Source organism: Ardenticatena maritima (assembly GCF_001306175.1).
Taxonomy (GTDB): Bacteria; Chloroflexota; Anaerolineae; order Ardenticatenales; family Ardenticatenaceae; genus Ardenticatena; species Ardenticatena maritima.
Window position 1 is genome coordinate 429,510 of the sequence record NZ_LGKN01000009.1, and the last position, 13,477, is coordinate 442,986.

The 13,477-nt window shown below is 59.0% G+C and carries 13 protein-coding genes; 7 read left to right on the forward strand and 6 right to left on the reverse strand.

All coding sequences use genetic code 11. The features are described from left to right. Nucleotide 1: 1 nt before the first annotated feature. The 5 genes from SE16_RS14790 to SE16_RS16095 form a co-directional block, all read right to left on the reverse strand. Complete coding sequence (locus tag SE16_RS14790; protein ID WP_060687794.1) at nucleotides 2-1,141, reverse strand: branched-chain amino acid ABC transporter permease; 1,140 nt, start codon at nucleotides 1,139-1,141, stop codon at nucleotides 2-4. 42 nt (nucleotides 1,142-1,183) lie between these two features. Further along, entirely contained in the window at nucleotides 1,184-2,119 is a 936-nt protein-coding gene (locus SE16_RS14795) for a branched-chain amino acid ABC transporter permease (protein WP_054493389.1), read from the reverse strand. 88 nt (nucleotides 2,120-2,207) lie between these two features. Continuing rightward, entirely contained in the window at nucleotides 2,208-3,521 is a 1,314-nt protein-coding gene (locus SE16_RS14800) for a branched-chain amino acid ABC transporter substrate-binding protein (RefSeq protein WP_054493388.1), read from the reverse strand. Nucleotides 3,522-3,775: 254 nt separating this feature from the next. Next, nucleotides 3,776-4,756, reverse strand: coding sequence for a uroporphyrinogen decarboxylase family protein (locus SE16_RS14805; RefSeq protein ID WP_082374306.1), 981 nt, complete (start codon nucleotides 4,754-4,756; stop codon nucleotides 3,776-3,778). 3 nt (nucleotides 4,757-4,759) lie between these two features. Continuing rightward, nucleotides 4,760-4,984, reverse strand: a complete 225-nt coding sequence (locus SE16_RS16095) for a ferredoxin (protein ID WP_054493386.1) — start codon at nucleotides 4,982-4,984, stop codon at nucleotides 4,760-4,762. A gap of 142 nt (nucleotides 4,985-5,126) precedes the next feature. On the opposite strand from SE16_RS16095, the gene SE16_RS14815 reads away from it, so the two are divergent. The 7 genes from SE16_RS14815 (at nucleotide 5,127) to metH (ending at nucleotide 11,887) form a co-directional block, all read left to right on the forward strand. Beyond that, complete coding sequence (locus tag SE16_RS14815) at nucleotides 5,127-5,519, forward strand: DUF1648 domain-containing protein (protein WP_054493385.1); 393 nt, start codon at nucleotides 5,127-5,129, stop codon at nucleotides 5,517-5,519. Between the two features lie 19 nt (nucleotides 5,520-5,538). Then, nucleotides 5,539-5,973, forward strand: a complete 435-nt coding sequence (locus SE16_RS14820) for an acyl-CoA thioesterase (protein ID WP_082374304.1) — start codon at nucleotides 5,539-5,541, stop codon at nucleotides 5,971-5,973. Further along, nucleotides 5,960-6,937: a uroporphyrinogen decarboxylase family protein gene (locus SE16_RS14825; RefSeq protein ID WP_054493384.1), complete on the forward strand. Its 978-nt coding sequence runs from the start codon at nucleotides 5,960-5,962 to the stop codon at nucleotides 6,935-6,937. Before SE16_RS14820 ends, SE16_RS14825 begins: the two co-directional genes overlap by 14 nt. A 144-nt stretch (nucleotides 6,938-7,081) precedes the next feature. Continuing rightward, nucleotides 7,082-7,393 (forward strand): 30S ribosomal protein S16, encoded by a 312-nt coding sequence (gene rpsP / locus SE16_RS14830; RefSeq protein ID WP_054493383.1) that lies wholly within the window; start codon nucleotides 7,082-7,084, stop codon nucleotides 7,391-7,393. Nucleotides 7,394-7,406: 13 nt separating this feature from the next. Next, a complete protein-coding gene (locus SE16_RS14835) occupies nucleotides 7,407-7,634 on the forward strand; it encodes a KH domain-containing protein (protein WP_054493393.1) in 228 nt (75 codons plus the stop codon). Nucleotides 7,635-7,637: 3 nt separating this feature from the next. Beyond that, a complete protein-coding gene (gene rimM / locus SE16_RS14840) occupies nucleotides 7,638-8,150 on the forward strand; it encodes a ribosome maturation factor RimM (RefSeq protein WP_054493382.1) in 513 nt (170 codons plus the stop codon). Between the two features lie 206 nt (nucleotides 8,151-8,356). After that, nucleotides 8,357-11,887, forward strand: coding sequence for a methionine synthase (gene metH, locus SE16_RS14845; protein ID WP_060687796.1), 3,531 nt, complete (start codon nucleotides 8,357-8,359; stop codon nucleotides 11,885-11,887). Between the two features lie 68 nt (nucleotides 11,888-11,955). Here the strand turns inward: metH and SE16_RS14850 are convergent, their stop codons facing one another. Beyond that, the gene (locus SE16_RS14850) at nucleotides 11,956-13,392 is read right to left on the reverse strand and encodes an MFS transporter (protein WP_054493381.1); all 1,437 of its coding nucleotides are present in this window, start codon (nucleotides 13,390-13,392) and stop codon (nucleotides 11,956-11,958) included. Nucleotides 13,393-13,477 lie beyond the last annotated feature (85 nt).

Here is a 13,477-nt window from a genome sequence, read left to right on the forward strand (position 1 = left end):
CTCAGCCTTCGGCGCCTGCTTCTTCCCATTCGTGTTCGTGGAGTTCGGCTTTGCGTGCTTCAGATGGGAACAACCCTTCGGGACGCCAGACCATGATGAGAATCAAGCCGACGCCAAAGAGCACCCAGCGCCATTCGCGCAGGTCAATGGCGGTCAGCCACGACCAGCCCAATGCTTTCGCCAGCGAGGCTTGCCATTGGGGAATCCAGATGGCGATGAGCACCCGGTCGAGGATAGTGAGCATGAGTCCACCGACCAGCACGCCGTACACGTTGCCCATCCCGCTCAGAATGACGATGATGAGCAGGAAGATGGAGACCTGGAAGCGGAACAGTTCGGGGAAAATGGCTTGAATCATCGAGGCATAAATGGCGCCTGCAAACCCCGAAAACGACGCCCCCAGCGCAAACGCCAGCAGTTTCGTGCGGATGGGGTCAACCCCCATGGCGTCGGCGGCGATTTCATCTTCACGAATCGCCATCCAGGCGCGTCCCAAACGCGAGTTTTCCAACCGCCGCTCGGCGATGATGACCAGCACGCCGAGAATGACAACGAGATACCACCAATGCAGCGGGTCGAATCCGAATTCAAAACCGAAGATGCTGGGACGACCAACAGGGTTCAGCCCTTGTGGACCGTTTGTCAGGTTCAAGTGTTCAACCAGGTAGATATTCGTGAAAGGAATGCGAATGGTGAGGTCGTCCAGGTTGCGGATGACGGTCGGCACGATTTCGCCGAACGCCAGCGTGACAATGGCGAGGTAGTCGCCGCGCAAGCGCAGCGTCGGCGCGCCGATAATCATACCGCAGATGGCGGCCACCACAGCGCAAATCCAGATGACCACCCAGAACGACCATTCCAGCCCCAGGTTGGGCCAGGTGAAAATGCCCATCGTGTACGCCCCAATGGCGAAAAAGGCGGCGTACCCCAGGTCGAGCAAGCCGGCAAAACCGACTACGATGTTCAAACCCAGCGCCAAAATGACGAAAATCAAGCCGGCTACGAGTGAGCCGAGCAATTCCAGCCCTAAGGCGCGGTCAATAAACGGGTATGTCAGGAAGATGACACCCCCGAGCGTGCCAAGAATCAGTTGGCGTTGCCGTCGGTCTTCGGGTAGAAATGCCAGAAGTTTCTGCACCATAAGTCCCCCACAAATCAGCGTCGCCGTTATGAACCAGCCCGATTAGACTTTTTCCTGCGTGGCTTGCCCAAGCAAACCGGCTGGGCGGAACACAAGCACCAAGACCAGAATGGCAAACACCACGGCGCGCGTCCATTCGGACGGCAAGTAGAGGTCGCTCAGCGCCTTGAAGATGCCGATGAAGTAGCCGCCCAACACAGCGCCGGCGATGTTGCCAATGCCCCCCAACACGGCGGCGGTGAACGCCATCAAGCCGGCTTCAAACCCCATGAGGTAGCGCCCGGTGTTGAGGTACAACCCGAACACCATGCCGGCGGCGCCGGCCAGCGCCCCCCCGATGAAGAAGGTGCTCATGATGACACGCTCAACATTGATGCCCATCATCGCGGCGGCTTCACGGTCTTGGGCGGTGGCGCGCATGGCTTTGCCCAACTTGGTGCGCCGCACAAAGACCGAAAGCAAAACCATCAGCGGGATGGTGACGACCAGCAACATGAGGTCGGTCGTCGAAAAGCCGATGATGGTCTCAATGCCCAGCCATTCGCGCAGAATGTCCACGCGGGGCACATAGGGCGGGTAGAAAATCTGGCTGGGTCCCTTCCAGATGGCAAACAGGTTTTCCAAAGCGAACGAAGCACCCACAGCGGTAATCAACGGCGCCAGGCGGGGCGCGTTGCGCAATGGGCGGTAGGCGATGCGGTCAATGAAGACGTTGAGCAGCCCCGCGGCGAGCATGGTCAACAGCATGACGGGGACCAAAATGTAAATGATTTGGGGCACAGAAAGCGGATATTCAAGGTTCAAAAACTGCAAGATGGTGAGCGAAAAGAGAAACCCAAAAGCGAAAATGTCGCCATGGGCGAAGTTGATGAGTTCGAGAATGCCGTACACCATGGTGTACCCCAGCGCAATCAGCGCCAGATACGACCCGATTGTGATGCCAATCACCAGTTGGTTCGCAAGCAGTTCAATGTTCATGGTGTTCTTCCAACCCCCTCGATGCTATCCCCCAACATGAAAAAGGGGTGTGGGCGCTCCGCAGAGCGCACCACACCCGTTGCAGGCATTATGGGCACGAGTCGGCCATTTCAGGGCTAATGGCGCCTTCAAACTTGAATTCGCCGTTTTCAACCGAGTAGGACGCCATCTGCACCAGCGTTGTGTCCCCATTTTCATCGAACGAGAAGACGCCGGTAATCCCTTCAAAGTCCTTGGTGTTGCGCATAGCGTCCAGCACGCTTGCGCGGGTGACTTCACCGCTCGCCGCGGCGCGTTCGATGCTGTCCAGAATGACTTGCATCGCCTGGTAGGCGTATGTTGACCACGGGCTGGGTTCTTCGCCGTATTCAGCGATGAAGTCGTTGTAGAACTTCTTCCCGGATTCGGTTTCCAGCAAGTTGGGCGCCAAACCGGGGAAAGTGAGCAGGACGTTGCCGTCCACCACCTGCGCGCCACCGGCTTGCTCAGCCAGCGCGGGATTCACCAAGCCGTCGGGCCCCATGAACTTGACGCCCTGGTCGAAGAGCCCCAGCGTGGCCATTTGCTGGATGATTTGCGGACCGCCGGAGTCAATCACGAAGCCGCCGTACACCAGGTCGGGCTGGGCGTCTTTCACTTTGGCAAGCAGCGCGCGGAAGTCAATATCGGTGGATTCGACGCCGTCGCGGCCCACGATTTCAAGTCCAATCTTCTGGGCTTGTTGCTCGAACGCGTCCGCAACCCCCTTGCCGTAGAGTTGGCGGTCGTCGAGGATGTACACTTTCTTGAAGCCCAAGCATTTCGCCCACGATGCCGCCGAGTAGCCTTGCAGGTCGTCGGTGGCGTTCGTGCGGAAGTAGGTCGGGCGGTTGTCGGCGGGGTAGTAAATGTCGGGTTCGCCTTCCGCCCAGGGCTTCGTCAGACCGGGGTAGGTGTTGGCGGGGGTAATCTGTGCAATGCCAGCCTTGTTGGTGATGGGAATGGAAACCTTTGCCGCACCAGAGTTATACGTGGCGAAGTAGACCATACAGAGCGGGTCGTTGACGCATTTCTGGGCGTTTTCGGCTTCGATCGTGCCGTCCCACGAGCCTGTGGTGGGCGAAGCGTCATCCAGGTTGACGATTTCGACGGTGTAGCCGCCGGGACCTTCACCGCCGTGCGCATCGAGGTAGTGCTTCAAGGCGAGGTCGGCCGCACGCTTCATGGATTGCCCTTCGGGGAGCATGGGACCTTGCAGAGGCCAGGAGGTGTACACACGCACGACTTTGCCTTCGGTGGTGGCGGCTTGTTCACCACCGCTTTCGCCGGTGCTTTCTTCGCCGCTTTGACCGCCACCGCATGCAGCGAGTGCCAGCAGAACAAACAAGAGTGACAGCAGGGACAACAACTTGCGAGTGTTCATGGCTTTTCTCCTCCATCTGGTTCACTCAGCACTCTGAACGACTCCGCACAACGTCACGACGGTGTGACACAGGCACTCACGCTTTTGGCTGCTCTCACCTCCCTTCTTTGGTTGTCAAACCTGCCAGCAGGAACGCTTGCGAGTATACGAAAGCAGAGACCGCCTGTCAATCACTTTCGCGCGGTGCACGCCCCCAATGAAACACCCGATGGCATGGCACCATCGGGTGTGAGGTGGCGTTCCAGGCGCGGTGGTCAGGTATTGCGGCACGCCTCCACAGCCGCGCGAATGTTGCCATAGGGCGTTGTCACAGGGATGACGCACCCCGCCCCGATAACCAGCCCGCGCCCGTCCACCTGGTCGCGGGCGTCCAGCACTTCGGCGCGCACCTGTTCGGGCGTACCCAACAGAAGGGTTTCCCACTGGCGCAAGCCGCCTACCAGCGCCCCCGAAAACCGCGCACGCGCTTCGGCAAGCGTGGGAGGCGTATGGCGGTCATGCCAGTTGATGGCTTGCACCGGATACGCCGCCAGCAAATCCCACATCACGGCGTCGCCGTGGGCGTGCAGCAGGTTGAACCACCCGCGCGACGCCGCCGCCAGAATGCGACGGTCGAACGGTTCACCAAAGCGGCGGTATTCCGCTTCACTCAGCAAATGATAACTTGCCGGTTGTACCGCCAGGAAAATGCCCGCCGCGCCTGTTTCCAACGCCGCCGCGACAAAATCCTCGTACACGCGCGTCACCACGTCGAGCGCGTGGAGCACACGGTCGGGGTGCTGGCGCAAGTCGGCAATGTAGGCATTCCCGCGCAAATAGCGGATGACGGTCAGCGGGCTGAAAACCGTGGCGATGAACGGCGTATCGGGGGGCAACGCCCGCCCAATCAATTCCAGGGCGCGCAATTGTTCCCCCAACATGCCTTTGCGCACGTCCAGCACTTCCAGCGTTTCGTAGTCTTCGGGACGTTGAATACGCCGCCGCACATAGGTGCGCGTGCCTTCCTGATTGCCCTCCCAACGGGTTTCCACGCCCCAATCAAAGGTGCAGTAGTTGCTGGAAGGGCTAACCTTGACGAAGTCAAAATCCCACGTTTGTTGAAAATGCAAGGTCGCCGCCGCCAGTGTGTCGGCGCGCTGGTCGTCCACCGGAAAATGACGCCAGAACGCAATCGGCAAGCGGTCTGGGCGTTCACCAGCCAAAACGGTTTCCAGGCGTGTGCGTTTGTCCATCATGGCTCACTGGGGATAGACTTGGTCGCCGTTTTCATCATACAGGATAATCGCCAGCGCTGGGCACGAGTCGGCCACTTCCCACAACAGGGCTTCATCGGCTTGCGCGGCGGCTTCCTCATTCACCACCGCCTTGTTTTCGGCATCCAGGCTGAAAATGTGCGGCGCAATCAACGTGCATTCCGCTGCACCAATGCAGGCTGAACGGTCCACTTTCACACGAATTTTCATTGCTTCTACTCCTTTGGCTCCTCGGTTGAATTGCCGCCCATACGATGAGGCTTTGCGCATATCGCCCCACTTTGGGCTTTCGCGTTTCACAGTATAATCGCCCTCACACAACGCCGAAAATGCACGCTTGTTTGAGAAGCACATGAGCACACCATCGCTACCGTTTCAGCACAAATTGCCGGCACGCTTGCGCCATCTGTGGGAGACACTCTACGCTGACCGCGCGGCTTTCTACACGATTGGGCTGGCGGTCTTTCTGCACCTTGTGCTCTGGTTTCTTGTGGTGATTGGCTATTTCCAACTGCCGCCGATCATCCCCCTGCACTTCGACGCCTTTGGGCAACCCGACCGTATCGAACCCCGCTCGCACATTTTCTTCTTGCCCATCATTGCGTTTGGGCTGCTGTTGGTGAACGGGGTTGGCGGTCTTCTCTTGCGGCAATGGGTGGACGAATTCGCCGCCTACCTGCTGTGGGGGGGGACAGTGGTGTTGCAACTGCTCTTCCTGATTGCCGTTCTCTCCGTCATTCTGTGAACCACCAAGGAGTGCCAGCATGCCTGTCTACGTCCACGAGACTTCTTTCCGTGTCCGATACGCCGAAACCGACCAGATGGGCATTGTCCACCACACCGCTTACATCGTCTGGTTTGAAGAAGGGCGCAGTGATTTTCTGCGTGCGTACAACATGCCGTACAGCCGCATGGAGCGCGAAGGCATTGTCCTGCCTGTGACGGAGTGCTACGCACGCTATGTCTCTCCCGCCCGCTACGATGAAGTCGTCACTGTGCGCACCTGGATTCAAGAATTCAAATCGCGCAAAATTGTTTTTGCGTATGAAGTCATCGGCCAAGATGGGCGTTTGTGCGCCGAAGGCTATACAGCACACATCTGTATTGACCCCGAGGGGCGCGTCCAGCGCTTCCCCAAAACCTTGCGCGAAGCAGCACAACATCCCCCGCATGAGGTGAACCAACATGAACGCGCGTGAACGTGTCTGGGCAACGCTCCATGGCGAACCAACCGACCGCCCCGCGTTCAGCCTGTGGCGGCACTTTCACGATGAAGACGAAACGCCTGAGGGGCTGGCGGCGGCGACGATTGAATTTGCCGTGCGCTGGGAAGTAGATTTCGTGAAGCACACCCCCATGGGCATGTACGCCGTGGAAGATTGGGGCACCCCTATCCGCCGCTTCAACGACCCGCACCGCGCCCCCGAACGCATCCGCCCGGCGTTCACCACACCCGACGGCTGGCGGGCGCTCCCCCCGCTTGACGTACAGCGCGGCGCACTGGGGCGTGAACTGCGCGGCTTGCGCTTGGTGCGCGGCGGTTTGCCGCCCGATATCCCCATCTTGATGACTATTTTCAGCCCGCTGACGGTGGCGTATAAAATGGTAGGCGACCTGCTCTTTGAGCACATCGCCCAGGACGCCGACGCCGTCAAAACCGGGTTGCGCACCATCGCCGAGACCATGGCGCGCTACACCGAAGCCTGCCTTGCCGCTGGGGCGGACGGCGTTTTCTTCGCCACCCAACTGGCCAGCGCCGACATCCTGCCCCGTGCCACCTATGCCGAACTGGGCGAACCGTTCGACCGCCTCGTCCTCGACGCTTGCCCAGAGCACACCATTCGTGTCCTGCACCTGCACGGCGTCAACACCTTTTTTGAACTGGCGAACACCTACCCCGTGCATGGCGTCTCCTGGCACGACCACGAAACCGCCCCATCACTGGCGGACGCCCGCGAACAGACCGAGCGCGCATTCGTCACGGGGCTGGATCGCCGCATCTTTTTGGAACCCGCCGACGTGGTCGCCGAACACGCCCGCGCCGCCCTCGCCATCACAGGGGGCTACAAGCACATCCTTGCCCCCTCGTGCGTCATTCCCACACAGGTGGACGACGCCGCGCTTGCCGCCGTTGTGGACGTTGTCCACACGTTCCGCGCATAAGGGGGGGCTATTTGCCCCAAATGGCGCTTTTCGATATAATGCCCAATCGCGAGGCTCGCCTTCGGGCGGGCTTGTTTGTGTCGAATTGTTGAAAACCCACGTGTTGAAACAGACGCGAGAGCCAAAAAGGAGCAAGAAGCGGTTATGGTACGCATTCGTCTGCGCCGCATGGGCGCCCGAAACCAACCGAGTTATCGCATTGTGGTGGCTGATCAGCGCTCGCCGCGTGACGGTCGCTTTATCGAAACCCTTGGCTATTACAACCCGCTGAGCGAACCCGAAACCGTGAAGTACGACAAGGCGCGCGCTGTGTACTGGCTGAGCCAGGGCGCGAAGCCGTCCGAAGCCGTTGACCGCTGGTTCAAGCGCGACGGCATCTACGAAGCGCTGAAACGCTACCGCGAAGGGACGCCGCTGGAAGAACTCTTCCCGGCGGAAGCCGAAGTCAATGCCTGATTCGGACAGTAGCATGGAAGAACTGGTCGAATTCATCGCCAAAAACCTGGTAGACCATCCTGAACAAGTGCGCGTGACGAGCGAAAAGCGCGGTCGTCGCGTGCGCATCACGCTTTCGGTCGCCCCCGACGACATGGGGCGCGTGATTGGTCGCCAGGGGCGCGTGGCCGAAGCCATCCGCAACGTGGTGCACGTCGTCGCGCAAAAACGGGGCTTGTTTGTGGATGTGGATATTCGCTAGCCTATGGCGGATGATTTTTTGACGTTAGGGCGTATTGTCGCACCACACGGCATACGCGGCGAGGTCAAAGTCCGTATTCTGACTGATGATATCGAGTTTGTTTTTGACCTGGAAGAGGTCTATCTCGGACAGCAGACGCCGCAACCCTATGCCGTGAAGGGGGTGCGCTTGCACAAAGGCATGTTGCTGCTCATGCTGGAAGGGGTGAGCACACGCAACGATGCCGAAGCCCTGCGCGGCGAGTACGTTGTCATCCCGCGAGAATGGGCGCCGCCGTTGGGAGAAGATGAATACTACGTGCACCAACTCATCGGCTTGCGCGCCATGACGACCGAAGGCGAGGAATTGGGGCGCGTTGCCGATGTGATGTTCACCAACGGCGCGAATGATGTGTATGTTATTCGCGGTGAGCGCTACGGTGAAGTACTGATTCCCGCCATTCGCCAGGTCGTCAAGGAGATTGACCTGGAAAAAGGCGAAATGCTCATCGAACTCATGGATGGGCTTTTGGAGTGACAAACCAGAAGGCACGAGGGGGCGTGCCTTTTGTGGGGGACAAGGGGCACGGAAAAATGCCACGGTGGCAACGCCGTGGCATTTTTCTTTTGGCTGAGTGGCTTTCTTGCAGTAGGATATCGCCCATCTGAAGGCACATTGCTGTGTACAACGTGCAGAACGAGTGTGTAGAAGACGCTTTGTCGAGAGAAGAACGGAGAGAGGCCATGCGCGAAAACCGAGCCCAGCGGTATCTTGACGCCCTGCGCACACGTGTCCTCGTGTATGACGGCGCCATGGGAACTTCGCTGCAAAAAATGAATCTCACCGCCGACGATTTTGGCGGGGCTGCCTACGAAGGGTGCAACGACTATCTGGTTATCACGCGCCCCGATGTGGTGGAACGTGTCCACCGCTCATACTTGGATGTTGGCGCGGATGTCATCGAAACCGATACGTTCCGCTCCAATCGTATCACGTTGAAAGAGTACAACCTGCACGAGCAGGTGCTCGAGATCAACCGCGCGGCGGCGGCGCTGGCGCGGCGGCTTGCCGATGAGTACAGCACGCCGGAGAAGCCGCGTTTTGTGGCGGGTTCAATCGGACCCAGTGGCATGTTGCCGTCGGCAAACGACCCTGTGCTGAGCAATATCACCTATGGCGAATTGGTGGATGTGTTCCGCGAGCAAGCCGTGGGCTTGCTGCTGGGTGGTGTGGATGTGTTGCTCATCGAAACCAGTCAGGACATTCTGGAAGTCAAAGCCGCCATTGAAGGGCTGAAGCGTGCCATGCAGGAAACGGGTATTCGTGCCGCGATTCAGGCGCAGGTGACGCTTGACACCACGGGGCGCATGCTCTTGGGAACCGACATTAGCGCGGCGCTCGCGATTCTCGAACCGTTGGGGATTGACGCCATCGGGCTGAACTGTTCCACCGGCCCAGATTACATGCGCGAACCGATTCGCTACCTCACCAGCCACACGCATTTGCCCGTTTCCGCCATTCCCAATGCAGGCTTGCCGCTCAACGTGGATGGCGAGGCGGTGTACCCCATGCAACCTGAACCAATGGCGGAAATGTTGCTCCAATTTGTGAATGAGTTTGGGTGCAACATCATCGGCGGTTGTTGCGGCACCACGCCCGAGCATATTCGCCTGCTGGTTGAAGGCGTGCAGGGCGTCAATCCGTGGGCGCGTCGCCCGGCTGAGATTGACACCACGCCGCGTGTCGCCAGCGCGATGCGCGCCACCGACATCAAGCAGATACCCGCCCCCACGTTGGTGGGCGAACGGGTGAACAGCCAAGGAAGCCGCAAGGTCAAGCGCCTGCTGCTTGAAGAGAACTACGATGCCCTGCTGGAAATCGCGCACGAACAGGTGGAAGGCGGCGCGCACATGCTCGATGTCTGTGTGGCGCTCACTGAACGCACCGACGAAGCCGAACAGATGCGGCGGCTGGTGAAACTGCTCAGCCAGAGTGTTGACGTGCCCCTGATGATTGACTCCACCGAAGCCGACGTCATCCGTGTAGCGCTCGAAACCTATCCGGGACGCGCCATTGTGAACTCCATCAACATGGAGAACGGGCGCCAGCGGATTGAAGAGGTGCTGCCTTTGGTGAAGCAACACGGCGCGGCGGTGGTGGCGCTCACCATTGACGAGGAAGGCATGGCGCATACCGCCGAACGCAAATTCCAGATTGCCAAGCGCATGTACGACATTGCCACACAGGAATACGGCTTGCCGCCCGAAGCCCTGATTTTCGACGTGCTGACGTTTCCCATCACCACAGGGCAAGCCGAACTGCGCCGCGCCGCCATTGAAACCCTCGAAGGCATTCGGCGTATCAAAGCCGAACTGCCGGGCGTGTTCACCCTGCTGGGCGTGAGCAACGTCTCGTTTGGGCTCAAGCCTGCCGCGCGCGCCGTTCTCAACAGCGTCTTCCTGCACCACGCCGTCGAAGCCGGGCTTGATATGGCGATTGTCAACCCCAAGCATATCACGCCCTACTTTGAAATTCCCGAAGAACAGCGCACCCTCATGGATGATTTGATTTTCGACCGCCGCGAGGATGCGCTCGCCCGCGTCATTCAGTTCTTTGAGGAAAACGAAATTGCCGTCTCAGGCGATGAGCGCGTTGACCCCACCGAGGGCATGAGTGTGGAAGAAAAACTCTACTGGTACATTGTGCACCGCAAAAAAGAAGGTGTGGAAGACCTGGTAGATGAAGCCGTCCAGCGCCACGACCCCGTGTGGGTGCTCAACAATGTCATGTTGCCGGCGATGAAAGAGGTGGGCGACAAATTTGGCGCGGGTGAACTCATTTTGCCCTTTGTGCTGCAAAGCGCCGAGGTGATGAAAAAAGCCGTCGCGCGGTTGGAAACCTATCTGGAACGCAAAGAGGGCACAAGCAAAGGCACGGTCGTGCTGGCGACCGTCTTTGGCGATGTGCATGATATCGGCAAAAACCTGGTCGGCACGATTTTGAGCAACAACGGCTATACGGTGGTTGATTTGGGCAAACAAGTGCCTGTCAACACGATTATTGACGCCGCCGTGGAACATAACGCGGTTGCCATTGGGCTGAGCGCCCTGCTGGTGAGTACCAGCAAGCAAATGCCCATTTGTGTGCAAGAATTGCACAAGCGGGGGCTTTCCTTCCCGGTGCTGGTGGGGGGCGCGGCTATCAACCGCCGCTTTGGCTATCGGATCATGTTCATGGACGATGGATCTGTGTACGAGCCGGGCGTTTTTTACTGCAAAGACGCCTTCGAGGGGCTTGCCGTGGTGGACAAGTTGACGGGCGACCCCGAAGAACGCGCGGCATTTGTTGCCGAGGTAAAAGCCAAAGCGCGCCGCACGCTTGAACGCGGCGTCGTTGCGGCAACGCCCGCGCCTGCTGAAGCGCCCGCCGAACGGACTGTGCCCCCCGCTCCCGATGTGCCCACACCGCCTTTCTGGGGCACCCGTTTGGTTGCGCGTGATGAAATTGATGTGCGCGAAGTGGTTTCCTGCTTCGACCTGGATACGCTCTACCGCTTGCATTGGGGTGGGCGTGGCAAACGGGGTGAGGAATGGGATGAACTCGTGGCGACGGTCTTTGAGCCTACCTTGCAGCGCCTGACGGATGAACTCATCGAAACGGGGTGGCTTTCGTTTGGCGCACTGTACGGCTATTTCCCCGTCGCCGCCGACGGCGATACGCTCATCGTCTTCGACCCTGAAGACCACACGCGCGAGGTGGCGCGCCTGACCTTCCCGCGCCAGTCTGATCGTCAGCGGCTCTGCCTGGCGGACTACTTTGTGCCTGTGCGTGAAGGGCGCGATGTGGCGGCGCTCCAACTCGTCACCGCGGGGCCAGAAGCAACACGGCGCATGGAGGCGCTGCAAGCCGAGGGGAAGTACACCGAGGCATACTTCATCAACGGTTTTGCCGACCAGTTGGCGGAAGGGCTGGCGGAATGGACACACCGCCGTATCCGCCGCGAATTGGGGCTTGATGAGGGGCGTGGCTTGCGCTACTCCTGGGGATATCCCGCCTGCCCCGACCTGAGCCAGCATGAGGACGTGATGCGCTTGCTGGGGGGTGAACGCCTGGGCGTGCGGCTCTCCAGCGGCTACCAACTCATCCCTGAGCAGAGTACAGCCGCTATTGTGGTGCACCATCCCGAAGCAATCTACTTCTCGACGGGCATAGAGCGCCGCCAACAGGAAGAAGCGATTCGCGAAGTGTTGGGGGATCTGCATTTGGATGAGTGAAGGTGCCTGCGCACACAAAAAGGCGGGGAATGTTCCCCGCCTTTTGCGTTGCTTATGGACATTTCCCGTCAAGAGCGCATCGGCTTGGGCGTCTTTTCAGCATGTTCCTTCTCTGTAGGCGATGCTTCTGCTTGCGCTTCCGCGGTTTGCGCGGCTGGGGCGGTGGATTGAGGCGCTTCATCAAAATCGAGGACGAGCGTTTCAAAATTGCGCACCGTGGGGATGATGAACGCACTCAACGCTACTGCAGTCGCGCACAAGCCGGTGACAACGAAGAGCAAGGCAATCCCCGCGGCGCTATCGGCGCCGACAAGAGCGCGCACAAAGTCCGCGAATGCGCCTGTCCCATTGTCAATGAACGGTTGGAAGACCTTTTCAGCCAGCAAGGGACCGACAATGTACGCCAATGCAACAGGCGCTTGCACCAGCAAGAATTCAGCACTGAACACGCGCCCCTGCACAGCGGGCGGCACTTTGGATTGCACGAGCGCCCGCCGTATGGCATACCCGATGGGCAACCCAAACGCGGCAATAAAGGTGCTCACCAGCCACATGGGAAGCGAGCGCCCCAGCCCCACGGTCGTATTCCCCAACAAGAACGAAAACGCCAGCGGGAGAAACGCGGCACGCACGCGGTTCTGCTTGGGTCCCCCCCAACGCACCATCAACATGCCGCCGAGCACAAACCCCAACGCATAGGCGGACATCCCCGCGGCATAGGCGAACTCGCTGTTATTACTGCGTGCCAGGTAGTAGGCGTTGAGAATGGAAAATCCCGCCGCGTTGAAGAAATTCATCCCCGCCAAAATCAATGTGATGTCGCGAATGGGGGGATTGTTCCAGATGTATTTCAACCCAAACACAAGTTCATCTACAAAGCGCTTTTGGAAGGTTTGCTCCTTGCCTTCCACGTCGGGGATATGAATGAAGGGCAGAACGCTCACAGCGAAGAGGAACGTCAGCGCGTCAATCAGCAGAATGACCAGCAAGCCAAATTGCGCCAATAATGCCGCGGCGATAAACGGGGCGATAATGCGCGACGCCTGTTGCGACGTGTTCCGCAACCCATTGAAACGGGCGTAGTGCTCTTTGGGCACCATCACCGTGACAGTGGTCGTAAACGCCGGCATCTGGAAGGCGTCGAACAGGCTCAGGAGCAACGTCATGAGGTAGAGATGTTGGACACGCAAGTTCCCCGTCAGGTAGAGCCCAATCAGGGCAAACGTCACCAGGCCAGAAGCAAAGTCGCTCAGCGCCAGCACCCATTTACGATTCCAGCGGTCAACCAGCGCCCCGCCGACAAGCCCCAACACGAGCGAAGGGAGCAACGCCATCAGGAGTAATGTGCTCAGGATGAGTGGGCGCCCGGTTTCCTGCCACGCCCAATAGACCACACCAAAGCGGGTCAGCGATGATCCAATTAGCGAGATAAATTGTCCAAACCAGAGCAGGAGAAAACCTTGGATACCGGTGAGTTGGGGGAGTTTGCGTTCGGTTGTTTGCATATCCTCTGTGCTCCTTGTGCCTTGCAGAACGAGCAAAAGAGAACAACTATTGAAGAGGTTTGAGGAAAAAGCACCCTGAGCATAT